Here is a 23,444-nt window from a genome sequence, read left to right as displayed (position 1 = left end):
CCGTCGCCGACGGCGCTTCCCCTACCCTCCCGCGCGAGCGGCACGCTTCTCCTGCTGGAAGACCCGGATCGCCTCGTAGCGCTCCGCGGACCTCGCCCGCCGCTTCGCCGCTTCGTCTTCGCGGTTCTTCGGTGGCGCGGTGGTCACGAGTTCGCTCAGAAGACGGCTCACGACGTGGGCGATCTCGCCGACCGCACTGTCGAAGGCGGCCTGGTTGGCGCGGGACGGCGCCGTGGTCCCGGCGATCTTGCGCACGAACTGCAGGGCGGCATCGTGGCATTCCTCATCGGTGGCTGCGGGTTCGAGATTGTTCAACGGGACGATGTTCCGACACATACCCGCACGCTACGCCCGCTCGCCGATCGACGGAAGGGCAGGAACCGGAGCCCGCCCCGGCCCACCGGCCGCGCACCGTGGGGGATGGTGCGAGCGGAGGGCCCTCGCTACGCTCGGGGCTACCGGAACCGCCTGCGCGTGACCTCTCACCCCGTCGACAGGACAGAACATGACGAATCCCCCGTTCCCCGAACCGCCCGTCCCGAATTCCTCGAACCCGGCGACACCACCACCGACCGCGCCCCCGGCACCTCCGGCCGCACCTCCGGCCGCACCTCCGACGTGGGACGCCGGGCCGGGTGCCGCGCCCGCCGCCGGCTATGCGGCGCCCGCCGCGCCTGCGTATCCGCAGCCCGAGCCGAGCCCACCGGGGCGCGTGCTGTCGATCATCGGACTCGTCCTCGCGTTCGTGGCGGCCCCGATCGGCCTCATCCTGAGCATCGTCGCCGCCGTGAAGCTCGGCAAGGGCGGACAGCCGAAGGGGCTCGCGATCGCCGGCATCGTCGTCGGCGCGGTCCTGACGATCATCGAGATCATCGGGATCATTCTCTTCATCGCCTTCTTCGCCGCCATCTTCGGCATGTGCGCCGAACTCGGCACGGGCGTCTGGGAGGTCAACGGGGTCACCTATACCTGCGGCTGACCCGTGCGCGACGCACGAAGCACGAGGGACCGGATGCGAAATGCATCCGGTCCCTCGTGCTTAGGCTGACGACTACTTCTTGTAGTTCGGAGCCTCGACCACGATCTGCACGTCGTGCGGGTGCGATTCCTTGAGACCCGCAGACGTGATGCGCACGAACTTGCCGCGCGTCTTGAGCTCCTCGATGGTGCGCGCGCCGACGTAGAACATCGACTGTCGCAGTCCGCCGACCAGCTGATAGGCGACGGCGGAGAGCGGTCCGCGGTAGGGCACCTGCCCCTCGATGCCCTCCGGGATCAGCTTGTCGTCACTGGGAACGTCGGCCTGGAAATAGCGGTCCTTCGAGTACGAGGTCTGCTTGCCGCGGGTCTGCATCGCACCCAGCGAACCCATGCCGCGGTACTGCTTGAACTGCTTGCCGGACTGGAACACGATCTCGCCGGGAGACTCGTCGGTTCCGGCCAGGAGCGAGCCGAGCATCACGGCGTCGGCACCGGCGACCAGCGCCTTGGCGATGTCGCCCGAATACTGCAGGCCGCCGTCGGCGATCACGGGGACGCCGGCGGGGCGGGCGGCGAGAGACGCCTCGTAGACAGCGGTGACCTGGGGCACTCCGACACCGGCGACGACGCGTGTGGTGCAGATCGACCCGGGGCCCACTCCGACCTTGACGGCGTCGACGCCGGCGTCGATCAGGGCCTGGGCGCCTTCGCGGGTCGCGACGTTGCCGCCGATGATGTCGATGTGGGCGAAGGACTCGTCGGCCTTCAGCCTGCGAACGAGATCGATCACGCCCTGCGACTGCCCGTTGGCGGTGTCGACCACGAGAACGTCGACGCCGGCGTCGCGCAGCGCCTCGGCACGCTCCCAGGCATCGCCGAAGAAGCCGATGGCTGCGCCGACGCGCAGACGACCCTGGTCGTCCTTGGTGGCCAGCGGGTACTTCTCGCTCTTGTCGAAGTCCTTGATCGTGATGAGGCCGGCGAGCTTGCCGTCGCCGTCGATGAGCGGCAGCTTCTCGACGCGGTGCTTCGCGAACAGGGCGATGACCTCGCCCGCGGCCACGCCGACCGGGGCCGTGACCAGGTTCTCCCTGGTCATGACGTCCTTGACGAAGGTGGTCTGACGCTCGAAGCCCGAGACGAATCGCATGTCGCGGTTCGTGATGATGCCGACGAGCTTGCCCTCGTCGTCGACGACGGGAAGACCCGAGATGCGGTACTTCGCGCAGAGGTTGTCGACCTCTTCGACCGTCGCGTCCTGCGTCGTCGTGATGGGGTCGGTGATCATGCCGGACTCGCTGCGCTTGACGCGGTCGACGTGCGCGGCCTGGTCGGCGATGGAGAGGTTGCGGTGGAGGATGCCGATGCCGCCCTCTCGCGCCATCGCGATCGCCATGCGCGACTCGGTGACCGTGTCCATCGCGCTCGAGAGCAGCGGGGTGGCGACCGAGATGCGGCGCGTGATCCGCGACGAGGTGTCGGCCTCGCTGGGGATCACATCGGTGTGCCCGGGGAGCAGCAGCACGTCATCGTACGTCAGTCCGACGAAGCCGAAGGGATCGTGCTGTTCCATGGATTCTCCTTCTGCGCGAGTCGCGCATGTCCGAGTGCGAGGGGGTGGTCGACGTCGGCCGGTGCGGGGCCGCGGCCCGTATGAAGATTCTAAGCGAGACACGCCCGAGAACATTCCCAGAGCCCCGCCGTTATCGGACTGTTGACACGGACCGTAGGTGAATCGCCGATCGCGCATTACGCTCAAGTGCGTCGTCCATCCCTGCGGTCGAACCCGACATCGCAGAGACACAGCACTCAAAGTGGAGGTTGCGTGGGACCCACAACAATCGCCGTGCAGCGAAAGCGCCCCTGGGTGGTCGCGCTGCTCGCTGTCCTCATGGCGCTCAGCGCGTTCGTGTTCATGCCCCCCTCATCGGCCTCGGCCGAGACGACAGACGACGGGCAGGAAGTCACGGACTTCTACCTGGCCGGCGTCGTCACCTTCGATGACGAACCCGTCGAAGGCGTCGTCATGGCGATCGAAGGCAACGGTTTCAAGGGCGAGACCGAGACCGACGCCGAAGGCAAATGGCGCCTGTACGTGCCCGAGAAGGAGAAGTACACGCTGACGGTCGACGAGTCGACTCTCCCCGACGGTGTGATCGTCGACGCGAGCCTGCTGCCACCGGGCACGCAGCCGATCGCGGGAACGACCGCCTCCTTCGAGGTCGAGTTCGGTCTCACGGGGACCAAGATCATGAATCTGTTCCTCGGTGAGGGCCAGCGGATCACCGTCTCGTTCATCGATCAGCTGCTCTCGCGACTGGTCGGCGGCCTGAACTTCGGCCTGCTGCTGGCACTGGCCTCGATGGGTGCCGCTCTCATCTACGGCACCACGCGGCTGTCGAACTTCGCGCACGCCGAGATGGTGACCTGGGGCGGCCTCGTCGCCCTCGTCACGACCACGTTCTGGCACCTCCCGTTGTGGCTCGGCGTCGCCGCAGCCGTCATCGGCGGCGGCCTGTTCGGGTGGGCGTTGGATGCCGGCATCTGGCGTCCCCTGCGACGACGCGGTCTCGGCGTCGTGCAGCTGATGATCGTCAGCATCGGACTCTCGCTGGCGCTGCGCTACGCCTTCCAGTTCATGATCGGCGGCGGCACCTACCAGCTCCCCGGCGCCAGCCCCACACCGATCCAGTTCGGGCCGATCTCGCTGTCCTACATCGACATGATCGCGATGGGGGTGAGCATCGTGGTGATCCTGGCCGTGGCCTTCTTCCTGACGCGCACCCGCATCGGCAAGGCGACGCGCGCGATCTCCGACAACCCGCAGCTCGCCGCCGCCTCCGGGATCGATGTGGACAAGGTCATCCGCTACGTCTGGATCCTCTCCGGCACCCTGGCTGCCATCTCCGGCATCCTCTGGGCCTACTTCCGTCCCGGCGTGAAGTGGGACATGGGCATGCAGATGCTGCTGCTGATCTTCGCGGCCATCACGCTCGGCGGCCTCGGCACCGCATTCGGTGCTCTGGTGGGCTCCCTCATCGTCGGGATGGCGGTCGAGGTCTCCACCCTGTGGATCCCGTCCGACCTGAAGTATGCGAGCGCCCTCGTGGTGCTCATCGTCATCCTCCTCGTGAGACCGCAAGGGCTGCTCGGACGCAGGGAAAGGTTGGGCTGATCGCCATGGACTTCGGAAGCATCTTCTCGAACACGGCCGTCTACCTGTTCAGCCCTGTCACCATCGCCTACGCCCTCGCGGCGACCGGCCTGGCCGTGCACTTCGGATACGCGGGACTGCTCAACTTCGGCATGGCCGCCTTCATGGCCATCGGCGGCTACGGCTACGCCATCTCGGTGCTGAGCTTCGGTCTGCCCTGGTGGATCGGCATGCTCATCGGTCTGCTCGGCGGCGCACTCTTCGCCGTCCTGCTCGGCATCCCGACGCTGCGACTTCGCGCCGACTACCTGGCGATCGCGACGATCGCCGCCGGTGAGATCGTGCGCCTGCTGTTCACGACGCAGCTGTTCGACGAATGGACCAACAGCGCCGACGGCCTGGCCCAGTACAACGGCGGGTTCCGCGACGCGAACCCCATTCCCCCCGGAACCTACGGGTTCGGACCCTGGACGTACAGCGCCAACGACCTCTGGAACCGGGTCTTCGGCGTGATCGTGCTCGCCGCGGCCATCCTCTTGGTGTGGGCGCTGATGCGCAGCCCCTGGGGTCGCGTCCTCAAGGGCATCCGTGAAGACGAGGACGCCGTGCGCTCGCTCGGCAAGAACGTCTTCGCCTACAAGATGCAGGCGCTCGTGGTGGGTGGCGTGATCGGGGCCGCGGGCGGGATCATCTTCGTCCTCCCCTCCGCCGTCGTCCCCGGCAGCTACTCGACGTCGCTGACGTTCTTCCTGTGGACCATCCTCCTTCTGGGCGGTGCGGCCACGGTGTTCGGACCGACGCTGGGCGCCGTGCTGTTCTGGGTGGTGTTCGCCTTCATGGCCAACCTCCTGCCCTCCATGGCGAAAGCAGGCCTGCTGCCGATGTCCGACAGCCAGGCATCGACGCTCGTCTTCGTCTTCGTCGGCATCGCTCTGATGCTGCTCGTGATCTTCCGCCCGCAGGGCATCCTCGGAGACAAGAGGGAGATGACCTTTGTCAAATGAACTGACCCCGGAACAGGTCCCCGGCTCTGTCGAGGGCACGGCTAACGCCGCGCCCGCCACAGGGAGCATCCGCCGCCCGAAGACGACCGGTCTGACCAAGGGCGAGGTGAAGCCGGGGGTCGCCAAGGTCGATCCGATCCTCGTCGTCGATGCGGTCCAGCGTCGCTTCGGCGGTCTGACCGCCGTCGACGTCGACCACCTCGAAGTCCCGCGAGGAGCGATCACCGCGCTGATCGGCCCGAACGGAGCAGGCAAGACCACGCTGTTCAACCTGCTCTGCGGCTTCGACAAGCCCAACAGCGGTACCTGGTCCTTCGACGGAACGAGCCTCTCGGGAGTGCCGTCGTTCAAGGTGGCGAGGATGGGACAGGTCCGCACGTTCCAGCTGACCAAGTCGCTCTCGCTGCTCACGGTCCTCGAGAACATGAAGCTCGGAGCACCGCATCAGCGCGGGGAGGGCTTCTGGTCGAGCCTGTTCCCCTTCCTCTGGCGAGCGCAGGACACCGAGATCGAAGGCAAGGCGCGCGAACTGCTCGCGCGCTTCAAGCTCGATGCCAAGGAGAAGGACTTCGCGGCGTCGCTCTCTGGAGGCCAGCGCAAGCTCCTCGAGATGGCCAGGGCGCTGATGAGCGACCCGACGCTGGTGATGCTCGACGAGCCCATGGCCGGCGTCAACCCCGCTCTCACGCAGTCGCTCCTCGACCACATCCTCGATCTGAAGGAGCAGGGGATGACGGTGCTGTTCGTCGAGCATGACATGCACATGGTCCGCCACATCGCGGACTGGGTGGTCGTCATGGCCGAGGGACGCGTCGTCGCGGAGGGACCACCCGACGAGGTCATGGAGAACCCCGCGGTCGTGGATGCCTACCTCGGTGCGCACCAGGATCTCGACCTGGGCGCGGTCACCGGACGCATCCCGGTGCTCGAGGACGCCGCCGCGATCCGACTCCGCGAGAAGATCGAAGCAGAGGCGGAGGCCGAGCTCGAAGCGAGCGATCCCGCCTCCGACACAGAGGGGAAGGGCACCGCATGAGCGCGGAATCGCCGACGAACGCACCGCAGAGCGCGCCTCAGGACGACGTCGTGGTCGAGTTGACCGACGTCCACGCCGGTTATCTCCCCGGGGTGAACATCCTCAACGGCGCGAACCTCGTCGCCCGCCAGGGCGAGCTGATCGGGATCATCGGCCCGAACGGCGCCGGCAAGTCGACCCTGCTGAAGGCGATCTTCGGGCTCGTGAACGTGCGCAGCGGCGACATCACGGTCAAGGGCGAGAGCATCGTCGGTCTGAAGGCCGACAAGCTGGTCCGACGCGGGGTCGCTTTCGTGCCGCAGACGAACAACGTCTTCCCGTCGCTGTCGATCGAGGAGAACCTGCAGATGGGGCTCTACCAGAACCCCAAGATCTACACGGAACGGCTCGAGTTCGTCACCGGCATCTTCGCCGAGCTGGGCAAGCGCCTCAAGCAGCGCGCCGGATCCCTCTCCGGCGGTGAGCGGCAGATGGTCGCCATGTCGCGCGCGCTCATGATGGATCCGTCGGTGCTGCTCCTCGACGAGCCGTCGGCCGGGCTCTCCCCCGTGCGGCAGGACGACGCGTTCATCCGGGTGTCCGACATCAACAAGGCCGGCGTCACGACGATCATGGTCGAGCAGAACGCCCGACGCTGCCTGCAGATCTGCGACCGCGGGTACGTGCTCGATCAGGGCAGGGACGCCCACGAGGGCACCGGCCGTGATCTGCTCAACGACCCGAAGGTGATCGGTCTCTACCTCGGAACCCTCGGCACCGACGCGGCCTGAGCCACCGACTCGACACCACGACAAAGGCCCCGGATCGGATCCGGGGCCTTCGTCATGTGATCGTGTGATCAGTTGGTGCGGGTGATCATGTTGTCGGCACCGTACTTGTAGATACCGATCGAGGCACCCTGGGGGTCGCCGGCCTCATCGAACGTGATGTCGCCGGAGTAGCCGTCGTAGTCGGCCACGCCGCCGTCGTTGATGATCTTGGCGCACTCGGCGAAGCTGGTGCACTTCTTGCCGTCGCCCGAACCGCCCGAGACCTCCTGCATCTTGGCCGCGATGTCCGCGCCCTCGGTGGAGCCGGCCGCGAGCGAGGCCAGAGCCACGAGGATGACGGCGTCGTACGCCTCTGCCGCGTAGGTGAAGTCCTTGACCTCGGGGTTGCCTTCGCCGGTCCAGTAGTCCTGGAGACGGGTGGTGAAGTCGTCCGCGAGAGCAGGACCGGCCTTGGTTCCCTGCGCGCCCTCGAGCGAGACCGGGATCTCCGAGCCGTAGTCGGACAGGTTGCCGTCGACCATGTAGAACTTGTCGGCCGAGATTCCGGCGTTCACCAGCAGCGGCGCGATGGTCTTGAACTGGTCGAACGACACGATCGCGACAGCGTCGGGGTTCTGAGCCTTGATCGACTCGACCTGAGCGTCGAACTGCGCGTCGCCGACGTTGAACGAGACCGACTCGACGACCTCGCCGCCGGTGCCCTCGAACGTCGTCGTGATGGCGTCGTTCAGGCCGGTGCCGTAGGCGTCGTTCTGGTAGATGATGCCGAGGGTCTTGGCGCCGTCCTCGGCGATCAGGTTGCCGAGCACCTCTCCCTGCAGCAGGTCGCTGGGGGCGGTGCGGAAGTACAGGCCGTTGTCATCCCACGTGGTGAAGTCGGGAGACGTGTTCGACGCCGAGATCTGAAGGATCCCCGCGCTCACGTTCCCGTCGAGGATGAGCTTGGAGACGCCCGATGCGGCGGCTCCGACGATGGCGGAGACGCCGGCGCCCTGCAGCTTGGTGATCGAGGTCTCGTAGGCCTTGGTGTCGGTGTCGCCCTCGTCCTCGGCCGTCAGGTCGATCGTGACACCGGCAGCGGCGTCGTTGACCTCCTGGACCGCGAGTCCGACGCCGGATTCCATGGGCGGGCCGAGGAATGCCAGCGACCCCGTCTGCGGAAGCAGCGATCCGAGCTTGAGCGTCAGATCGGCTGCGGGCTTGTCGCTGCCGCCGCTCTCCGAGCTCGGAGTACTGCTGCAGCCGGCGATGACGATGGCGGATGCACTGATCAGTGCGATCCCGGCGAAGACCTTCGCTGTGCGCGAGCCCTTCAATGCGTTCATGATGCTCCCTTGCGTAACTGAACGTGGATTGCGACCGAACCTGGATTCGGGCCACAATCGGGTGCTCTAACACTAGGCCGTGAGTCCTGCGCGCAGGGGTCGCAAGTATCTCGGTGCGTTAACGATCCGACACCGGGTTCCCCGACGGATGACCCTCGGGCTCAGGCCGCTTCGACACGCGGAATCCTGCGCCCCCGACGCGCGGCGAGCAGCAGGTCGACGACGAACACCCCGATCGCGATCCACACGATGATGAAGCCCGCCCAACGCTCCGGGGGCATCGGCTCGTGCAGGACGACGACGCCGATGAGGAACTGCATCACGGGGGTGATGAACTGGATCATTCCGATCACGGTGAGGTGGATGCGTCGGGTTCCTGCGGCGAAGAGCAGCAGGGGCACCGCTGTGGCGACGCCGGCGAATGCCAGCAGCAGCGCGTGCGGCCACCCGTTCGCCCCCATCGTGATCCCCGTCGTCTGGGCGACGACGATCAGCTGCACCACGGCGATCGGGATGAGCCAGAAGGACTCCAGCGTCAGACCGCTGACCGCATCGACGGCGGGACCGATCTTCTTCTTGATGAGCCCGTAGACCCCGAAGGACGCCGTCAACGACAGGGCGATCCAGGGGAAATCGCCGTAGGCGACGACGATGACGACGACCGCGATCGCCGCGATCGCGATCGCGGCCCACTGCAACCTGCGGATGCGCTCCTTCAGCACGAAGACGCCCAGCAGCACGGTCGTGATCGGATTGATGAAGTAGCCCAGGCTCGTCTCGACGACGTTCTCGCTGAGGGTTCCGATCAGGAACACCTGCCAGTTGACGTAGATCAGAAGACCGGCCAGGGCCGTCCACCCCAGCAGCTTCGGCTGTCGGAGGATGACGCCGAATGCCGCCCAGCCGCGCGTGAACGTGAGCAGCAGGAGGCAGAACACGAACGACAGCAGCACGCGCCAGGCCACGACCTCCCACGGCCCCGTCGGAACGAGGAGCAGGAAGTAGAGCGGAAGCACTCCCCAGAGGAGGTACGCGGCACCGGCATAGGCCACTCCGGCGGTCTGCGTGGCACGAGTCGTCTCTGGGGGCACCGCACAACCCTACGCCCGCGGCGGCATCGTGCCCTCGGCCGCCGGCCGCTGGGGCAGAGTTCGGCAGGAAACCGATGCCCGGTGGCGGACGCAGAAGGGGCCCGGATGCGAAGCGCATCCGGGCCCCTTCGAGGACGTTGACCTCACCCCTGCACGAGGGGTGCGAATCAGATTCCGCAGATCAGCGGACGACGACCGCCAGGACGTCGCGAGCCGACAGGACGAGGAACTCGTCTGCGCCGAACTTCACCTCGGTGCCGCCGTACTTGCTGTAGAGCACACGGTCGCCGACGGCGACGTCGAGCGGAACACGGTTGCCGTTGTCGTCGATGCGGCCGGGGCCGACCGCCACGACCTCGCCCTCCTGGGGCTTCTCCTTGGCGGTGTCGGGGATGACCAGGCCACTCGCGGTGGTCTGCTCGGCCTCGACCTGCTTGATGACGATGCGGTCCTCGAGCGGCTTGATGGAAACCGACACGGTCTACCTCTTCTTTCTTGACGCTGACACGAAAGACTTGTTCGCACTCTCAACCCGAGAGTGCTAATCCAGTCTAGGCGCTCGGCTGGCACTCACGCAATGCGAGTGCCAGCGTGCGGCGCGGGCAGTCCCGCCGGACGGGCAATTAGGCTGAGCACGTGGAGATGTCCGAGCTGCGCGCCCTGCTGACCCCCGACGGTCTCGAGCTGCTCGACGCGGTCGGGCCCATCGAATCGACCGCCGACGTGGCCCGCACCGTCTCGCGGCTGCGCGCGGCCGGCCACTCCCCCGAGCTCGTCTCCGCCGTCGTCGGACAGGCGCACCTGCGATCCAGGGCCGCAGCGAAGTTCGGGCCCTTCGCCGCACGCATGCTGTTCACCCGCGCCGGGCTCGAGCAGGCGACGAGACTCGGGGTCGCAGCCCGTCACGCGCAGCGGATCCGGCACGCCGGATTCACCCGCGTCGCCGACCTCGGCTGCGGCATCGGCGGCGACGCGCTCGCCTTTGCCGGAGCGGCGCTCGACGTGCACGCCGTCGACGCCGATGAGGTCACCTCGGCCATCGCCGCCTACAACCTGGCGCCCTTCGGCGACAGCGCCGCGGTGGGCCACCTCACGGCGGAAGACGCCCTCTCGTCGGTGGAAGCGGGAAGTGCGATCTGGATGGATCCGGCCCGACGCACCTCGGGGCACAGCGAGACACGACGAGTCTCCGCCGACGACTACTCCCCCTCGCTGGACTGGGCGTTCGATGTGGCAGCGAGCCATCCGACCGGCATCAAACTCGGACCCGCGCACGACCGCGACGCGCTGCCGGCCGACGCCGAAGCGCAGTGGGTGAGCGCCGACGGCAGCGTCGTCGAACTCGTCGTCTGGAGCGGCGCGCTCACCCGAGAAGGGGTCCGCCGCGCGGCCCTGGTGATCCGCGACGAGCGCTCGCACGAGCTCACCGCCCCGGCGGACGCCGCCGACGAGCCGGTGCGCGAGCTCGGCGCCTTCCTGCACGAACCAGATGGCGCCGTGATCCGTGCGCGTCTGATCGGCGAGGTCGCTCGAAGTCTCGACGCGGGGATGCTCGACGAGCACATCGCCTACCTGACCTCGGATGCCGCGCTGACGAGCCCGTTCGTGCAGTCCTTCCGCGTGCGGGAGACCCTGCCGGCGAACCCGAAAGCGATCAGCGCCGCTCTCAAGGCGCACGGCATCGGACGCCTGGAGATCAAGAAGCGCGGCGTCGACGTCGATCCCGCGGCCTTCCGCAAGAAGCTGACGCTGCGCGGCGACCAGGAGGCGACGCTGATCCTCGCCCGTATCGGCGATCAGCGTCGCGCGATCCTCGCCGACCGGGTACCCGCGGCGGGCTGAGATCCGCTCAGCCGTCGGGGTCGCGGCCCGGCGGCTCGACCACGATCGGGTCACCCGGAGGCGCTTCGACCCGTACGGTCTCCTGCGGCACTCCTGAGGAGGCTGGCGCCTCGCGGATGACCAGATACGGCGTCTGCCACCTCGTGAATCGCGCCTCGACCACCGTCGAGCCGACCTCCGCGCCACCGACGCCGTCGATCCGCGCTTCGATCCCCGACTCCCCCGCATCGCTGGGAGACTCGCACGTCGTCAGATCACCGGCGTCGACGATGAGGCACTTCTCGACCTCGCCCTGCTCCGACACGCGGTCGCCGACCCATACCGGCTGCGTCCGGAATGATCCGACGATCGTGAGGGAGAAGGCGAAACCGTCGTCGGCCAGTTCCTCGGCCCGTGCGCGCTCTGCGCCGGCGTACTGCGAGGACAGGGCCGACGACATCGACCACCGCTGGAGAGCGACCATCGGCTCCCCCGCTGTCGACACGAGCATCGTCGCGCTCACACCCCCCAGACCCTGGGTGTCGCCTTCAGGATCGTCGATCGGAACGGGGAAGGACACGCTCAGGCCACGCCCGATGTCGCCGGTGGGAAGGCAGTTCGACTGCGAACGGTCGCCGATGTCGAGGATCAGGCACACGACGCCGCCATCGTCCTTGGTCGCGTACCAGGCCACCGCATCCTCGTCCTGGGCGACCGCAAGGAGTGATCCGCTGTCGAAGTCGGCGGCGGCGAGCGCATCACGGCGCTCCTGCTGCGCGGCGGACAGGGCGATGCCGTCGGCGCGTGTCGCGAACAGCGCTCCGCCGATGCCGATGCCGAGTGCCACCGTCACCACCGCGAGCGCCGACACGCCCACCCGGTACCTCCGCAGGACACGACGAAAGGCGCGGAGCGAGCGCCGATCCTCGGTGATCTCCTCAGGCTCGGGAGCGTCGACGAAGGCGGGCTCGCCATCATCATCGGGAACATCGGCCGGAGCGGGGGACGACTGCTCTGGCGACGATTCCACACGGGTCTCGACAGCGGAAGGCGTCGCCGACGACCGTCTCGCATCCTCCAGCTCCCGCAGCCGCCGGGTCTCGGCAGCCGTGAGGATGCCGTCACGGCCATAGGCGCGGCGCTGGAGCGCCCGCAGCTCGTCAGCGTCCGTCTCCGCCGGCACCGTCGGCACCCCCCTCACGTGTGATCATGAGCGAGGAGCTCCCGTCGCTCCAGGTCGGAACCTCCAGGCGTGCGACCTCGCCGCTCTCCTCATCGACCACGTTCAGCACCAGCGTGGCGCGCTGCTCCTGCAGGGTGAGCGCATCGGCGCAGACCCGAGGGAACCGGTCATCCGAGCCGTCGTAGATCAGACAGGTCTGAAACGAATCGAGCGCCATCCCCGTCCACACCGGCACCTCACCGTCGTAGCCGATGACCCAGAGCGAGTTGATCTCGAACCCCTGCGCCGCGATGCGCTTCGCCTTCTCCGCCTCACCGGCGTTCGCGTATGTCACACCGTTGGTGGTACCGGGTCCGTACTCCGCCGTGTGGGTGGATACGGCGGGTTCGCCGGACGCGGTGAACATCATCTGCACGTTGAGCTCGCGCCGGATGTCGTCCTTCGACTCCACCGTGACCGCCCCGAAGAGCCCCGAGCCCTCGACGGTCTGCGTGCGCTCGCAGTTGGGCAGCGCCGACGCGGAGGTCGCCACGAGCAGGCAGGTGATCGCGCCGTCGTCCTTGGTCGCCGCGGAGATGACCGCCCCCTGCTCGACGGCGAGGGCGCGCACCGATCCCGGGTCGTAGCGCCCTCCGGCGATCAACGCGCTCTGCCATTCCTGCTGCTGCGCGCTCAGGGCGACCGAGGTCGCAGCCGACCGGCCGAACAGCAGCCAGCCCACGCCGACCCCGACGATGAGCAATGCCGCGACGGCGAGCACGGCGGGCCGCCAATGCGCGCGCCACAGGGATCTCACGGACTCCCCGGTCCCCGGTGAGCCCTCTGCGACAGGCGACGGGCGCGGCTCCGCAGCATCGAGTGCCGCGGCCTCGACGCCCTGATGCCCAGCCTCAGCGCTCGCGGAATCAGCGTCATCCGGCGACTCCCCGGAGTCGGGAGGGGACACCGCATCGGCGGTCGGGGCGAAGTCGAGCCCCACGGGTTCGACACCCGGGGCGACACGGCGCTCCTCCAGCACGCGCAGTCGCACGGCGTCGGCATCGCTGAGCGACGCCTCGCGGCCGTAGGCCCGCGCCTGCAGGGAGCGCAGTTCCTCGAGCTCGTCCGCGTCCAGCATCGGCTCAGCCGAGCCTCTCGAACTGCATGCCGGCCCAGACCAGCCAGCCCAGGCTGTAGACCGTCGCGCAGAGTCCGAGCACGAGCGCCCAGCGGGCGATCGCGCGACTCTCGACAGGGCGACGCAGAGACATGATCGCTGCGACGACCGCGACCACGGCGACCGGGATGCCCCAGCCGACGAAGAACGACGCCCCGAGCGCGACGATCGCCGCCAGCAGCGCCCACGGCGCCAATCGGGTGTCGTCGACCGGCATGGATCCCGTCGACGGCTCCCACTCCGTGTCGTCGGGAGCATCGATGTCGGGACCGGTCGCGACGACCGGCTCGATGCCGACCGGACCCGTCGGCAGCCTGGTGTATCCGTCTCGGCGGGCACCGGGAAGACGGGCGGACCCTGCCGGGTGCTCGACCTCGTCGCTGGGGCCCTCGATACGCGCCGCCGGCGTCGCCGAGGACCGCGCCTCGGGAGTACCGGGGACGTCGCTCATACCGACACCGCTTGCGCGATCTGGATCTCGGTCACGGGCAGCGTCGAGTCCGCGCCGAACGCCAGGGTGGATGGGCGCCGGCCGGAGGAGATGAGCTCGGATGCGAGGGCGGCGATCATCGCGCCGTTGTCGGTGCACAGCGACAACGGCGGGATGCGCACCGTGACGCCTGCAGCCTCGGCGCGCTCCAGAGCGACCTCGCGCAGACGCCGGTTCGCGATGACTCCCCCGCCGAGCAGCAGTCGCGGCACACCGAGGTCGGCACAGGCGGCGAGCGCCTTCGTGACCAGAACGTCGACGACCGCCTCACGGAAGCTCGCGGCGACATCGGCGAGGGGAACCTCGACCCCCTCGGCTTCGCAGCGCTCGACCCAGCGGGCCACGGCCGTCTTCAGCCCCGAGAACGAGAAGTCGTAGCGGTGCTTCGCCAGATCGGAAGCACGGGACAGGCCACGGGGGAACCGGATCGCCTCCGGGTCGCCGTCGGCGGCTGCACGGTCGATCTCCGGACCACCCGGGTACGGCAACGACAGAAGGCGGGCGACCTTGTCGAAGGCCTCGCCCGCGGCGTCGTCCATCGTCTCCCCCAGCAGTTCGACGTCGGTGGTGAGGTCGCGCACATGAAGCAGCGAGGTGTGACCGCCGGATACGAGCAGGGCGATCGTGGGGTACTCGAGCGGAGCGGAGTCGGCGGTGAGGATGTCGGCGGCGATGTGGCCGACGAGGTGGTTCACGGCGTAGAGGGGCTTGTCGATCGAGACGGCGAGGCCCTTCGCCGCCCCCACGCCGACCATCAGTGCTCCGGCGAGTCCTGGGCCGCTCGTGACCGCGACGGCATCGAGATCGTCCAGGCGCACACCCGCCTCGGCGAGGGCGGCATCGATCGCGGGCTGCAGCGCCTCCAGGTGTGCCCTGGCGGCGACCTCCGGTACGACCCCGCCGTACCTGGCGTGCTCGTCCATGCTCGACGCGATGGTGTTCGACAGCAGGGTGCGTCCGCGCACGATGCCGATGCCCGTCTCGTCGCAACTCGTCTCGATGCCCAGAACCAGCGGCTCGCTCATGCCTTCGCCTCCTCGGTGGCGGTGACGGGCACCGTGCGACGGCGCAGATCCAGACGCATCACGATCGCGTCGACGTCGTCGGGCTGATAGTAGTGGGGACGGCGGGCGATCTCCTCGAATCCCTCGGCGAGGTAGAGTCCCTCGGCCGAAGGGTTGTCGGCGCGCACCTCGAGGAACACCTCTCGTGCACCGCGTGCTGCGGCCGCCGCGAGCAGCGCGCGCAGCAGGATCCTGCCCCGCCCCTGGCCGCGGTGCTCGGCGAGCAGGGCGATGGTCTGGATGTCGGCGTCGGCGCTGCCGTGGAGGGCGCGCACTCCGCCGTATCCGATCACCGCACCGTCGTGCTCGTCCACGAGGTAGCGGCCGTGTGGGCTCGCGAGCTCGGCGGCCATGGTCTCCGCGCTCCAGGCGTCTGTCGGGAAGGACCGGTTCTCGATCGCCATGATCGCGTCGAGGTCTTCGACCGTCGCGTCGCGGAGGGTCATGTCCCCACCTTCTTCGGCGCACCGGGAAGCGTCACATCGGGGTGACGCATGTAGAGAGGTTCCTCGCCGGCGAGCGTACGACCGGCGGCGAGCGCACGGACCCCGACCCGCGCGAGATCCGATGCGGAGAGCGTCGTCACATCGATGCGTCGGATGCCGTCGAGATGCGCGTCGGCGTCGGCGGCCCGCACGAGCACGGTGTCGGCGACGACGACCGGGATGCCGTCGTCGTCGAGACCGTCGAACACGGTGATGGCGACCTCGCGCCGACGGGCGTCGGTGACGATCGCGAAGGGAGCGGTCTCGCTCTCCAGCGCCGTCAGAGCCGCGCCGAAGTGGCTGGGGACGGGGACGACGGGAAGGCCGCGTCCGAGTGCGAAGGCACGCGCCGCGGCGATGCCGATACGCAAGCCGGTGAAGGGGCCGGGCCCCATGCCGGCGACGACGTGGGTGATCTTCGCGTCACCCACCTCGCGGAGCACGTCGACGAGGAGGTCGCCGATGACCTCGGCGTGGCCGAGAGGGTCGACGGCACCGGCTTCGGCGCGTCGCTCCCCGTCGGCATCGATGAGGGCGACAGCCGTGCCCAGGGAAGTGTCGACGGCAAGGATCACGACTCCAGATTAGCCGCCGTCCCGCCAGGGAGCTCCCCGCAGGCGCTGGAGGCCCCGGGGTCAGCCGAGCGGAGCGCGCAGCGGGTAGTCCTGATCCTCCAGGATCACCTGCGAGGCGGCTCCCGTCGTCTGGTTGACGATCACGGGGGCGAGGAGGTTCACGCTCACGCCCTCGGAGGACGGATGGGCGACGACGAGGATCAGCGCGTCGTCCGGCGATGCGAGCGCCAGACCGTCTGCCTGCTCGTCGGTGAGGGTCGGCGCGTACGCGCTCAGCACCGTTCGAGGATCCACCAGGTACAGACGCAGCTCGGCGTCGTCCACGGCCCGCAGCGAGAACAGCCCGTCGGCACCGTCGACGGGGGTCAGAGCGAAATCGACGTGGGGGGCGAGTCCTGGCGGCGGGGCGAGGAAGGTCAGTGCGGCGGTCATCGGAGGAAGTCCATGAGTGAGGGCTGGAGCACGCGCGCATTCACCGCGAGCGCGGAGCGGTACACGAGCTCCTGCGCCTGCAGGCGCACGAGCACCTCGATCGAATCGACGTCCTCCACCGCCGTCCTGCGGGACTCGAGGGACACGGAATTGTGCACTGCCGCCTCCTTGGCGCGTTCGATCTGCGACTGTCTGGTTCCCACCGAGCCCTGCACGCCGAGCATGGCCGTGCGGCGGCTGTCGATCTCGCCCAGACGGGGGCCGACGTTGGTGCCGGAGCGGAGGTCGGCGACGATCTTGTCCACGAGCGCGAAGACCGAGTCGTCTCCGGTGCCGAAGACCGCGGCACCGTCGGTGTCGACACGGACGGATGCCGCATCGGAGACACGGCGGGTGACCTCGGCTCCTGGCACACCGCTGTGGCTGTAGTCCGCGGCGAAGGCCGCCGTGTCGGACGTGCCGGCGAACACGGAGCGGCCGAGCAGCCGCGTGTTCGCCTGGGCGAGAAGCTCCCGGCCGATGCCTTCGAGCTCGACCGCCAGAGCCTCCTTGGCGGTGGCGTCGAGAGCGCCGTCGTTCGCGCCCTGCGCGGTCAGGTCGCGAATCCGCCCCAGCAGGGCCGTGCTCGCGGTGATCGCGGTGTCGGCTGCGGTGACCCAGGCCAGACCGTCGTCGATGTTGCGGGCGTACTGCTCGGTGCGGCGCTGCTCGGCATGCAGCGCGAGGGCCGCTGCGGCTGCTGCGGGGTCGTCCGACGGAGCGGCGAACGCACGTTGAGATGTCGCCTGCTCCTGCAGACGCGCCAGCTCGGAGAGGTTGGACTGCAGTTGGCGCATGGCCGTCTGCGTCATCGCGGACGAGGTCACTCGAGAGATCATGAGGCTCCTTCGCTCAGCGTCCGACGAGACCCGTGCGGTTGATGAGCACGTCGAGCGCCTCATCCACCGCCGTCATCACTCGGGCTGCGGCCTGGTAGGCGGTCTGGTAGGTGAGCAGGCTGATCGTCTCCTCGTCGCCGTCGACGGCGGCGACCGACTGCTGTGCACCGACGGCGGCGACCGCTGCGGAATCGGAGAGCTTCGCGCGCTGCACATCGGCCGCCGTCGCGACCCCGAACCGGGTGACCTGATCAGACCAGAGCGCATCGGGAGAGCCTGCACGCCGGCCGATCTGGGAGATCAGGTCGGCATTCGTCGCATCCAGCGGTCCCGCCCCCGGTGCGGCGAGCGCGAGCTCGGCCGCCGTGGCGACGGCGACCTGGAGACCGAGCGCTGCCGACCCGGTGACCGGGACGGTGAAGAAGTCCCCGCCGGCCTGGCCGGTGGAGGTGACGCCAGCGCGGTGCTGGGCGTTCATCGCCTCCGCGAGCGCCGTCGCCACCTTGTCGTAGGTGCCCGCGAGCCCCGCGAGCATGCCGCCGTCGGCTGCCGGTGCGAGAACCGAGAGTGAAGCGCCGAGCTCACCGCCGTCGATCGAGACGGGAAGATCCGGTGCGGATGCCCAGGAGAGGCGGAAGCGCTGGCCCGAGTCGATGGACGCCGGCCCTGTGAGCACGAGATGACGGGAATCGGAACCGGAGACGAGCGCGTTGCCGCCGAGGCGGACGGTCATGGTGCCGTCGCTCTCGATCGTGGCCGCCGCGCCCGACATCCTGGCGACGTTCTGCGCGAGGACGCTGCGCTGGTCCATCAGCTCGTTCGCCGAGCGGCCGGACGCGAGGGCGTCGCGGATCTCGTCGTTGAGCACCGCGATCTGGTCGGCGGTCGCATTCACCTGCGAGACCGTGCGGTCGGCGGAGTCACGCGCGTTGGTCCACTGCGTGGCGACGTTGCGGTATCCGCCGGCGATGTGGGAGGCGAGCTCTTTCGCCGATTCCAGGATGCTCGATGCCGCGGCCCCCGAATCAGGGGTGTTCGCGAGATCCTGCCAGCCGGACCAGAACTTCGACAGCCGGGCTGCGAGCCCGTTCGCCGTGGGCTCGGCCAGCGACGCCTCGACGGTGGTCGCCGCGAGCGCCCTCGTGGACCAGTAGCCCGAGGCGCCGAGGGCGTCGCGCACCCTGGCATCGAGCAGTGCGTCGCCGAGTCGCGCGACGCCGTCGATCGAGACGCCGTGCCCTGGCAGGGCGCCGACGCTGAACCGTCCGGTCTGCGCGATCGCGGCGACCGCCGAGGTCGTCACACGCTGACGCGTGTACCCCTCGGTCTTCTGGTTGGCGATGTTCTGCCCGACCACGTCCATCCCGCGCCGCGCGGCGGCCAGGGCGCTGGCCGCCGTGTTCAGTCCACTGAAGGTCGACATGATCCCCTCTCGGTCACATCTCGGTGTCGATGATGCGCGCGGCGTCGTCGCGGGCGCGGTCACCCTTGGTCGTGTACTCGCCGGTGTCGTGCCCGAGTGCGGCGATCGTCTCCTGCGTGGCGCGGAGCACTCCACTGAGCTGCTCCGCGTTGGCGTCGCGCATCTGCTCGACCTCGGCGGCGAGCTTGGTGAGCGCACGCAGATGGTCGGCGAAGACCTCCTGCCATGCCCCCTCGGGCGCGTGCTCGATCAGTTCACGGATGGTCGAGGCCTCCTTAGCTCCCCACTCCTCCGCGACGGTCACGACCTCGACGGTGCGGGCGAGTCCCGCGCCGCGCAGCCTGTCGAGGACCTGATCGATCTCCCGCGCGGCAAACTGGATCCATTGGGATCGACCTGCGGCGAGAAGAAGCTGCTGCTCGTCGAGTTTGAACAGCAGCATCTCGAGCAGTTCACGCTCGCGCCACAGCTGTATCGATAGTTCGTTGGCTCCCATGATCCCCTTTTCCCCAGTGATCGCCACGCGTGACCACGCGGCCAAAGGTCACTATCGGCCAGCGCTTGCCTAACGTTACTATGTGGAACGGCGATAGGCAGTTCTCCCCATGTACAGATCACAATAAGTGTGATATGCGCATCTGTCCGTCTCCTTGGAACTTCCGGAGTGCATCCAGAGAGGTGGATCATCCCCCATGTCGTCGCGCGCTGAGCGCAATCTGCTCATCGAGAGCAACCTCCCTCTGGTCGGATACCTCGCCGCCGAGACCCACTCCCGAGCCACCCACATCCCCCGCGACGAACTCGCCGCCGTCGGAGCGCTCGCGCTCGTGACCGCCGCCGAAGCCTTCGATCCCGAACTCGGCGTGCCCTTCGGCGCCTACGCCCGCCGCCGCATCCTCGGGGCGTTCGCCGACGAGATGCGCTCGATGGACTGGGCGTCACGCGGCATCCGCAAGCGCATCAAGGAGACCGTCGCCGTGCGCGACGCCCTGACCGCCGGCTTCGGCAGGACAGCGACGGCCGCCGAGGTCGCCACGGCGATGGGTGTGCCGAAAGACGTCGTCGTCGAAGCGCTCGGCGATGCCGCCAGGACCCTGACGACGCTCGATGAGCCTTCGGCACGCGATGTCGCCGCGGAGATCCCCCTCCCCGAGGAATCGGCGCTGGTCGGCGAACGGCGCGAAGTGCTCGAACAGGCCGTCGCCGCCCTTCCCGAGCGCATGCGCCGCATCGTTCTGGCCGTCTACTTCGACGAACGCCCCGTCAAGGAGATCGCCGAGGAGCTGGGGGTGACGCACTCCGCGGTGTCGCAGCAGCGTTCGGAGGCGATCCGACTCCTGCGCGACGCCCTGGATCGATACTTCGCCGAGGGCCCGACACCGGCTGCCACGACCCGGGTCTCCCCCGGCGCCCGTGAAGCGTACTTCACACGGATCGCCGACGGCGCCGGTTCCCGGATCGCCGGCGCCTTCCGCGAATCGGCCGCCGTCTGAAACGATCACCGGCGCGCACGGCTAACGCGAGCTCACCCTCCGCCGATAGGTGTGACCGGGAGACCACGGATGGTCTCCCGCACAACACCATTCACGGAGGAGAACCCTTATGGGTATGCAGATCAGCACGAACGTGTCGGCACTCAACGCCTACCGCAACCTGTCCAACACGCAGAACGACGTGTCGAAGTCGCTCGAGAAGCTGTCCAGCGGCTTCCGCATCAACCGCGCGGCCGACGACGCGGCAGGCCTCGCGATCTCCGAGGGCCTGCGCTCGCAGGTCAACGGCCTGAACGTCGCGGCACGCAACGCCCAGGACGGCATCTCGGTCATCCAGACCGCGGAAGGCGCCCTGACCGAGGTCCACTCGATCCTGCAGCGCGTTCGCGACCTGACCGCTCAGGGTGCGAACGACTCGAACAACGCGAAGTCGCGCGACGCGATCCAGAAGGAGATCAACACCCTCGGTGATGAGCTCACCCGGATCGCCGGCAGCACGAACTTCAACGGCATCAAGCTGCTCTCGGGCGGCGACACGCTGACGTTCCAGGTCGGTGCGGGCTCCGTCGCCGCCGAGGACCAGATCTCGGTCGCCCTGACCGACTTCGCCACCCTCGGTGCCGACATCAAGACGCTCGCGGCGACCATGACGGACGCGGCGACGTACGGCACCGCGCTGGCCGGTATCGACACGCAGATCCAGGCGGTCTCGACCGCACGTGCCGGCTACGGTGCGCTGCAGAACCGCTTCGAGTCGACCATCAACAGCCTCAACGTGTCGGCGGAGAACCTCGCCGCCGCCGAGAGCCGGATCCGCGACACCGACATGGCGTCCGAGATGGTCAAGTTCACGTCGAAGAACATCCTGTCCCAGGCAGGTACGGCGATGCTGGCCCAGGCCAACCAGGCCAACCAGGGCGTGCTCCAGCTCCTGCGCTGAACCACGCCATAGGGTCCGGGCGCCCACCGGCGCCCGGACCCTGTCCGCCCCCGACACGGAAAGGCGATCATGTCCCTCTCGCTCGACGGACTCGTCTCCGGCCTGAAGACCACCGAGGTCATCAAGGCGCTGATGGATGTCGCGGCCATCCCCCGTTCGCTGCTCAAGGCGAAGATGGACGACAAGAACGGCGTCGTCACCCAGCTCCGGACGCTGAACACCGCGGTGCAGAACCTCGCCACGGCCGCAGAGAAGGCCGCGACGCGCGACGGGCTGGCCCGCTTCACGACCACGTCGTCGTCCCCCACCGTCACCGTCGCCACCCGCACCGGCGCCGCTGCGCTCTCCGCCGACATCGTCGTCGACAAGGTCGCCAAGAACCACACCATCGTCTCCGCCGTCTCCACCGGCTGGCCCGCAGACCCTCCCGTGATCACCCTGGAGAACGCGAAGGGCGAGCGCCGGCAGGTGACGGCCGACTCCTCCTCGATGCAGGACGTCGCACGCGCGGTGAACGAAGCCGGCTTCGGGATCGTCGCCACCGCCGTTCCCGCCGGGCGCGATGCTGCCGGGAACATGCAGCACCGCCTGCAACTGCGCGCCGCCGATTCCGGAGAAGCCGGACAGTTCCGCGCCTACAGCGCAGACATCGCCGCCGTCGCGGCGGGCACAGCCTCCGACATCTCCGCCGAAGCGGGAGCAGCCGTGATCGATGTCGGCGCCGACGCCCAGGTGCGGCTGTGGGCCGGCACCAGCGCCGAGCAGGTGCTGACCTCATCGAGCAACACCTTCACCGACCTGTTCGACGGTGTCGACGTGACCGTCTCCGCTGTCTCGACCGCCCCCGTCACCATCGGCGTCGCGGTCGACACCGCTGCGCGCACCAAGGCCTCCGCCGACTTCGTCGCCGCGGTCAAGGACATCCTGACCCGGATCGACAACGGCTCGAAGGCCACCGTCGCCGCGAAACAGGGAGACAAGACCACGCTGGGCGTCTTCACCGGCGACAGCGCGGTCCGCGGGCTCCGGACGGCCCTCGCCGACGCGGTGCAGCACCCGGTGAACGGTGTCTCCCCCTCGACGATCGGCATCTCGACCGACATGTACGGCGTGCTGAGCTTCGATGAGGAGAAGTTCGCCGAGGCGCTCGCGAAGGACCCGGACGCCGTCGCCGGGTTGTTCTCCGACATCGCCGCGCGGGTGCAGGACACCTCGAAGGTCTACTCCGACAAGTACGACGGCCTGCTCACCACACGCATCACCGGGCAGGAGAGCGAGGTCAAGGGTCTCGGCGAGCAGATGGAGCGGTGGGACGTACGTCTCGCGCAGCGCAAGTCCACTCTCGAGCGCACCTACGCGCGCCTCGAGGTCATGCTGTCGCAGCTGCAGTCGCAGTCCTCCTACCTGTCGTCGCAGATCGCCGCCCTGCCGGGCTCGAGCTCGAACTCGGGGAAGTGAGCATGAACGCCGCCCTGCGCGCCCAACAGCGCTACCGCGACGACGCCGTGCTGTCCGCACCGCCCGAGCGCCTGGTGACGATGCTCTACGACCGTCTCCTGCTCGACATCGAGCGCGGGGAGAGCGCGCAGCGCTCCGAGGACTGGGAGGAAGCCAACGCCCAGCTCCAGCATGCACAGGCGATCGTCTCGGAACTGTCGTCGTCGCTCACCGACGAGTGGAGCGGCAGCGCCGGCCTGCGCTCGCTGTACGTGTTCCTCTCGCAGACCCTCATCGGAGCGAACATCGGTCGCGACCCCGAGCGCACACGTGCCTGTCACGAGATCATCGCCCCCCTGCGGGAGGCGTGGCACGAGGCCGCCCGCACGGTCGCCGAGGCGCGATCATGAGCCTCGACGAGTGGACGGCGATGCTCGACCGGCTGGAACAGGACGCCGGACGGATCCTCGCCGCCGCCCCCGGGACCGCTGCCGACACCGACATCGCCCCGTGGACCCCGCCGACCACACCGCTGCCCGCCGCTCTCGCCGACCGCGCCAGGCACGTCGTCGAGCTCCAGCGTGCGGCGATGGAGCGCACGCGGGCCGACCTCGACGGCCTGCGTCAGCATCTGGGCGCCGTGAGCCGGATCCCGAGCACCCGCCGCCCGGAGGAGCCCGCCTATCTCGACGTCGACGGGTGAGAC

Annotated in this window: 26 protein-coding genes; 11 read left to right on the top strand and 15 right to left on the bottom strand. The window is 68.7% G+C overall.

Going from position 1 to position 23,444, the window contains the following annotated elements; translation table 11 throughout:
• Nucleotides 1–21 precede the first annotated feature (21 nt).
• Complete coding sequence (locus tag D514_RS21250; RefSeq protein WP_017828276.1) at nucleotides 22–336, bottom strand: DUF2277 domain-containing protein; 315 nt, start codon at nucleotides 334–336, stop codon at nucleotides 22–24.
• 169 nt (nucleotides 337–505) lie between these two features.
• Here D514_RS21250 and D514_RS38330 point away from each other — a divergent pair, with 169 nt between their 5' ends.
• Complete coding sequence (locus D514_RS38330) at nucleotides 506–979, top strand: DUF4190 domain-containing protein (protein ID WP_081603823.1); 474 nt, start codon at nucleotides 506–508, stop codon at nucleotides 977–979.
• 72 nt (nucleotides 980–1,051) lie between these two features.
• Here the strand turns inward: D514_RS38330 and guaB are convergent, their stop codons facing one another.
• A complete protein-coding gene (guaB, locus tag D514_RS21240; protein ID WP_017828274.1) occupies nucleotides 1,052–2,554 on the bottom strand; it encodes an IMP dehydrogenase in 1,503 nt (500 codons plus the stop codon).
• Between the two features lie 342 nt (nucleotides 2,555–2,896).
• On the opposite strand from guaB, the gene D514_RS21235 reads away from it, so the two are divergent.
• The 4 genes from D514_RS21235 (at nucleotide 2,897) to D514_RS21220 (ending at nucleotide 6,945) form a co-directional block, all read left to right on the top strand.
• Nucleotides 2,897–4,156: a branched-chain amino acid ABC transporter permease gene (locus D514_RS21235; protein WP_229778988.1), complete on the top strand. Its 1,260-nt coding sequence runs from the start codon at nucleotides 2,897–2,899 to the stop codon at nucleotides 4,154–4,156.
• 5 nt (nucleotides 4,157–4,161) lie between these two features.
• Nucleotides 4,162–5,139, top strand: a complete 978-nt coding sequence (locus tag D514_RS21230) for a branched-chain amino acid ABC transporter permease (protein ID WP_017828272.1) — start codon at nucleotides 4,162–4,164, stop codon at nucleotides 5,137–5,139.
• Nucleotides 5,140–5,206: 67 nt separating this feature from the next.
• Nucleotides 5,207–6,175 carry an ABC transporter ATP-binding protein gene (locus D514_RS21225; RefSeq protein ID WP_051056540.1) on the top strand — a complete coding sequence of 323 codons (969 nt, stop codon included), beginning with the start codon at nucleotides 5,207–5,209 and terminating at the stop codon, nucleotides 6,173–6,175.
• Nucleotides 6,172–6,945 (top strand): ABC transporter ATP-binding protein, encoded by a 774-nt coding sequence (locus D514_RS21220; protein ID WP_017828270.1) that lies wholly within the window; start codon nucleotides 6,172–6,174, stop codon nucleotides 6,943–6,945. Before D514_RS21225 ends, D514_RS21220 begins: the two co-directional genes overlap by 4 nt.
• A 68-nt stretch (nucleotides 6,946–7,013) precedes the next feature.
• Here the strand turns inward: D514_RS21220 and D514_RS21215 are convergent, their stop codons facing one another.
• The 3 genes from D514_RS21215 to groES form a co-directional block, all read right to left on the bottom strand.
• Nucleotides 7,014–8,270 carry an ABC transporter substrate-binding protein gene (locus D514_RS21215; RefSeq protein WP_017828269.1) on the bottom strand — a complete coding sequence of 419 codons (1,257 nt, stop codon included), beginning with the start codon at nucleotides 8,268–8,270 and terminating at the stop codon, nucleotides 7,014–7,016.
• Nucleotides 8,271–8,431: 161 nt separating this feature from the next.
• Nucleotides 8,432–9,361 carry an EamA family transporter RarD gene (gene rarD, locus D514_RS21210; protein WP_017828268.1) on the bottom strand — a complete coding sequence of 310 codons (930 nt, stop codon included), beginning with the start codon at nucleotides 9,359–9,361 and terminating at the stop codon, nucleotides 8,432–8,434.
• Between the two features lie 181 nt (nucleotides 9,362–9,542).
• Nucleotides 9,543–9,839, bottom strand: coding sequence for a co-chaperone GroES (gene groES / locus D514_RS21205; protein WP_017203655.1), 297 nt, complete (start codon nucleotides 9,837–9,839; stop codon nucleotides 9,543–9,545).
• A gap of 158 nt (nucleotides 9,840–9,997) precedes the next feature.
• Here groES and D514_RS21200 point away from each other — a divergent pair, with 158 nt between their 5' ends.
• The gene (locus D514_RS21200; protein ID WP_031205364.1) at nucleotides 9,998–11,203 is read left to right on the top strand and encodes a class I SAM-dependent methyltransferase; all 1,206 of its coding nucleotides are present in this window, start codon (nucleotides 9,998–10,000) and stop codon (nucleotides 11,201–11,203) included.
• A gap of 7 nt (nucleotides 11,204–11,210) precedes the next feature.
• On the opposite strand, the gene D514_RS21195 is transcribed toward D514_RS21200, so the two are convergent.
• The 10 genes from D514_RS21195 to flgN are packed head-to-tail and all read right to left on the bottom strand — an operon-like array spanning nucleotide 11,211 to nucleotide 19,364.
• Nucleotides 11,211–12,365 (bottom strand): hypothetical protein, encoded by a 1,155-nt coding sequence (locus D514_RS21195; protein ID WP_144052909.1) that lies wholly within the window; start codon nucleotides 12,363–12,365, stop codon nucleotides 11,211–11,213.
• Nucleotides 12,343–13,482: a hypothetical protein gene (locus D514_RS21190; protein ID WP_017828265.1), complete on the bottom strand. Its 1,140-nt coding sequence runs from the start codon at nucleotides 13,480–13,482 to the stop codon at nucleotides 12,343–12,345. Before D514_RS21190 ends, D514_RS21195 begins: the two co-directional genes overlap by 23 nt.
• A 4-nt stretch (nucleotides 13,483–13,486) precedes the next feature.
• Nucleotides 13,487–13,972 carry a hypothetical protein gene (locus D514_RS21185; protein ID WP_017828264.1) on the bottom strand — a complete coding sequence of 162 codons (486 nt, stop codon included), beginning with the start codon at nucleotides 13,970–13,972 and terminating at the stop codon, nucleotides 13,487–13,489.
• Nucleotides 13,969–15,036, bottom strand: coding sequence for a tRNA (adenosine(37)-N6)-threonylcarbamoyltransferase complex transferase subunit TsaD (gene tsaD, locus D514_RS21180; RefSeq protein WP_017828263.1), 1,068 nt, complete (start codon nucleotides 15,034–15,036; stop codon nucleotides 13,969–13,971). Before tsaD ends, D514_RS21185 begins: the two co-directional genes overlap by 4 nt.
• The gene (gene rimI / locus D514_RS21175; protein WP_017828262.1) at nucleotides 15,033–15,521 is read right to left on the bottom strand and encodes a ribosomal protein S18-alanine N-acetyltransferase; all 489 of its coding nucleotides are present in this window, start codon (nucleotides 15,519–15,521) and stop codon (nucleotides 15,033–15,035) included. Before rimI ends, tsaD begins: the two co-directional genes overlap by 4 nt.
• Nucleotides 15,518–16,135: a tRNA (adenosine(37)-N6)-threonylcarbamoyltransferase complex dimerization subunit type 1 TsaB gene (tsaB, locus tag D514_RS21170; RefSeq protein ID WP_017828261.1), complete on the bottom strand. Its 618-nt coding sequence runs from the start codon at nucleotides 16,133–16,135 to the stop codon at nucleotides 15,518–15,520. The genes rimI and tsaB overlap by 4 nt, the downstream gene beginning before the upstream one ends.
• Nucleotides 16,136–16,195: 60 nt before the next feature.
• A complete protein-coding gene (locus D514_RS21165) occupies nucleotides 16,196–16,567 on the bottom strand; it encodes a flagellar assembly protein FliW (protein ID WP_017828260.1) in 372 nt (123 codons plus the stop codon).
• A complete protein-coding gene (locus D514_RS21160; RefSeq protein ID WP_017828259.1) occupies nucleotides 16,564–17,445 on the bottom strand; it encodes a flagellin in 882 nt (293 codons plus the stop codon). The genes D514_RS21165 and D514_RS21160 overlap by 4 nt, the downstream gene beginning before the upstream one ends.
• 13 nt (nucleotides 17,446–17,458) lie before the next feature.
• Nucleotides 17,459–18,868, bottom strand: coding sequence for a flagellar hook-associated protein FlgK (flgK, locus tag D514_RS21155; RefSeq protein WP_017828258.1), 1,410 nt, complete (start codon nucleotides 18,866–18,868; stop codon nucleotides 17,459–17,461).
• A gap of 13 nt (nucleotides 18,869–18,881) precedes the next feature.
• Nucleotides 18,882–19,364 (bottom strand): flagellar export chaperone FlgN, encoded by a 483-nt coding sequence (gene flgN / locus D514_RS21150; protein ID WP_017828257.1) that lies wholly within the window; start codon nucleotides 19,362–19,364, stop codon nucleotides 18,882–18,884.
• Nucleotides 19,365–19,560: 196 nt separating this feature from the next.
• On the opposite strand from flgN, the gene D514_RS21145 reads away from it, so the two are divergent.
• The 5 genes from D514_RS21145 to D514_RS21125 all read left to right on the top strand — a co-directional run bounded on the left by D514_RS21145 (nucleotide 19,561) and on the right by D514_RS21125 (nucleotide 23,441).
• The gene (locus D514_RS21145) at nucleotides 19,561–20,361 is read left to right on the top strand and encodes a sigma-70 family RNA polymerase sigma factor (RefSeq protein ID WP_017828256.1); all 801 of its coding nucleotides are present in this window, start codon (nucleotides 19,561–19,563) and stop codon (nucleotides 20,359–20,361) included.
• A gap of 109 nt (nucleotides 20,362–20,470) precedes the next feature.
• Nucleotides 20,471–21,301, top strand: coding sequence for a flagellin (locus tag D514_RS21140; RefSeq protein ID WP_017828255.1), 831 nt, complete (start codon nucleotides 20,471–20,473; stop codon nucleotides 21,299–21,301).
• 69 nt (nucleotides 21,302–21,370) lie between these two features.
• Nucleotides 21,371–22,759, top strand: coding sequence for a flagellar filament capping protein FliD (gene fliD / locus D514_RS21135; RefSeq protein ID WP_017828254.1), 1,389 nt, complete (start codon nucleotides 21,371–21,373; stop codon nucleotides 22,757–22,759).
• 2 nt (nucleotides 22,760–22,761) lie between these two features.
• Complete coding sequence (gene fliS / locus D514_RS21130; protein WP_017828253.1) at nucleotides 22,762–23,148, top strand: flagellar export chaperone FliS; 387 nt, start codon at nucleotides 22,762–22,764, stop codon at nucleotides 23,146–23,148.
• A complete protein-coding gene (locus D514_RS21125; protein WP_017828252.1) occupies nucleotides 23,145–23,441 on the top strand; it encodes a hypothetical protein in 297 nt (98 codons plus the stop codon). The genes fliS and D514_RS21125 overlap by 4 nt, the downstream gene beginning before the upstream one ends.
• The last annotated feature ends 3 nt before the right edge of the window (nucleotides 23,442–23,444 follow it).

Source organism: Microbacterium sp. UCD-TDU (genome assembly GCF_000340625.1).
GTDB classification, from domain to species: domain Bacteria; phylum Actinomycetota; class Actinomycetes; order Actinomycetales; family Microbacteriaceae; genus Microbacterium; species Microbacterium maritypicum.
This window is presented reverse-complemented; position numbering and strand designations above follow the sequence as displayed.

Bases quoted from the DNA above. Each gene is read 5' to 3' on its own strand.
- D514_RS21250 (WP_017828276.1), bottom strand. From the start codon at position 336: ATGTGTCGGAACATCGTCCCGTTGAACAATCTCGAACCCGCAGCCACC.
- D514_RS38330 (WP_081603823.1), top strand. From the start codon at position 506: ATGACGAATCCCCCGTTCCCCGAACCGCCCGTCCCGAATTCCTCGAAC.
- guaB (WP_017828274.1), bottom strand. From the start codon at position 2,554: ATGGAACAGCACGATCCCTTCGGCTTCGTCGGACTGACGTACGATGAC.
- D514_RS21235 (WP_229778988.1), top strand. From the start codon at position 2,897: ATGCCCCCCTCATCGGCCTCGGCCGAGACGACAGACGACGGGCAGGAA.
- D514_RS21230 (WP_017828272.1), top strand. From the start codon at position 4,162: ATGGACTTCGGAAGCATCTTCTCGAACACGGCCGTCTACCTGTTCAGC.
- D514_RS21220 (WP_017828270.1), top strand. From the start codon at position 6,172: ATGAGCGCGGAATCGCCGACGAACGCACCGCAGAGCGCGCCTCAGGAC.
- D514_RS21215 (WP_017828269.1), bottom strand. From the start codon at position 8,270: ATGAACGCATTGAAGGGCTCGCGCACAGCGAAGGTCTTCGCCGGGATC.
- D514_RS21190 (WP_017828265.1), bottom strand. From the start codon at position 13,482: ATGCTGGACGCGGACGAGCTCGAGGAACTGCGCTCCCTGCAGGCGCGG.
- D514_RS21185 (WP_017828264.1), bottom strand. From the start codon at position 13,972: ATGAGCGACGTCCCCGGTACTCCCGAGGCGCGGTCCTCGGCGACGCCG.
- tsaD (WP_017828263.1), bottom strand. From the start codon at position 15,036: ATGAGCGAGCCGCTGGTTCTGGGCATCGAGACGAGTTGCGACGAGACG.
- rimI (WP_017828262.1), bottom strand. From the start codon at position 15,521: ATGACCCTCCGCGACGCGACGGTCGAAGACCTCGACGCGATCATGGCG.
- D514_RS21165 (WP_017828260.1), bottom strand. From the start codon at position 16,567: ATGACCGCCGCACTGACCTTCCTCGCCCCGCCGCCAGGACTCGCCCCC.
- D514_RS21160 (WP_017828259.1), bottom strand. From the start codon at position 17,445: ATGATCTCTCGAGTGACCTCGTCCGCGATGACGCAGACGGCCATGCGC.
- flgK (WP_017828258.1), bottom strand. From the start codon at position 18,868: ATGTCGACCTTCAGTGGACTGAACACGGCGGCCAGCGCCCTGGCCGCC.
- flgN (WP_017828257.1), bottom strand. From the start codon at position 19,364: ATGGGAGCCAACGAACTATCGATACAGCTGTGGCGCGAGCGTGAACTG.
- D514_RS21145 (WP_017828256.1), top strand. From the start codon at position 19,561: ATGTCGTCGCGCGCTGAGCGCAATCTGCTCATCGAGAGCAACCTCCCT.
- D514_RS21140 (WP_017828255.1), top strand. From the start codon at position 20,471: ATGGGTATGCAGATCAGCACGAACGTGTCGGCACTCAACGCCTACCGC.
- fliD (WP_017828254.1), top strand. From the start codon at position 21,371: ATGTCCCTCTCGCTCGACGGACTCGTCTCCGGCCTGAAGACCACCGAG.
- fliS (WP_017828253.1), top strand. From the start codon at position 22,762: ATGAACGCCGCCCTGCGCGCCCAACAGCGCTACCGCGACGACGCCGTG.
- D514_RS21125 (WP_017828252.1), top strand. From the start codon at position 23,145: ATGAGCCTCGACGAGTGGACGGCGATGCTCGACCGGCTGGAACAGGAC.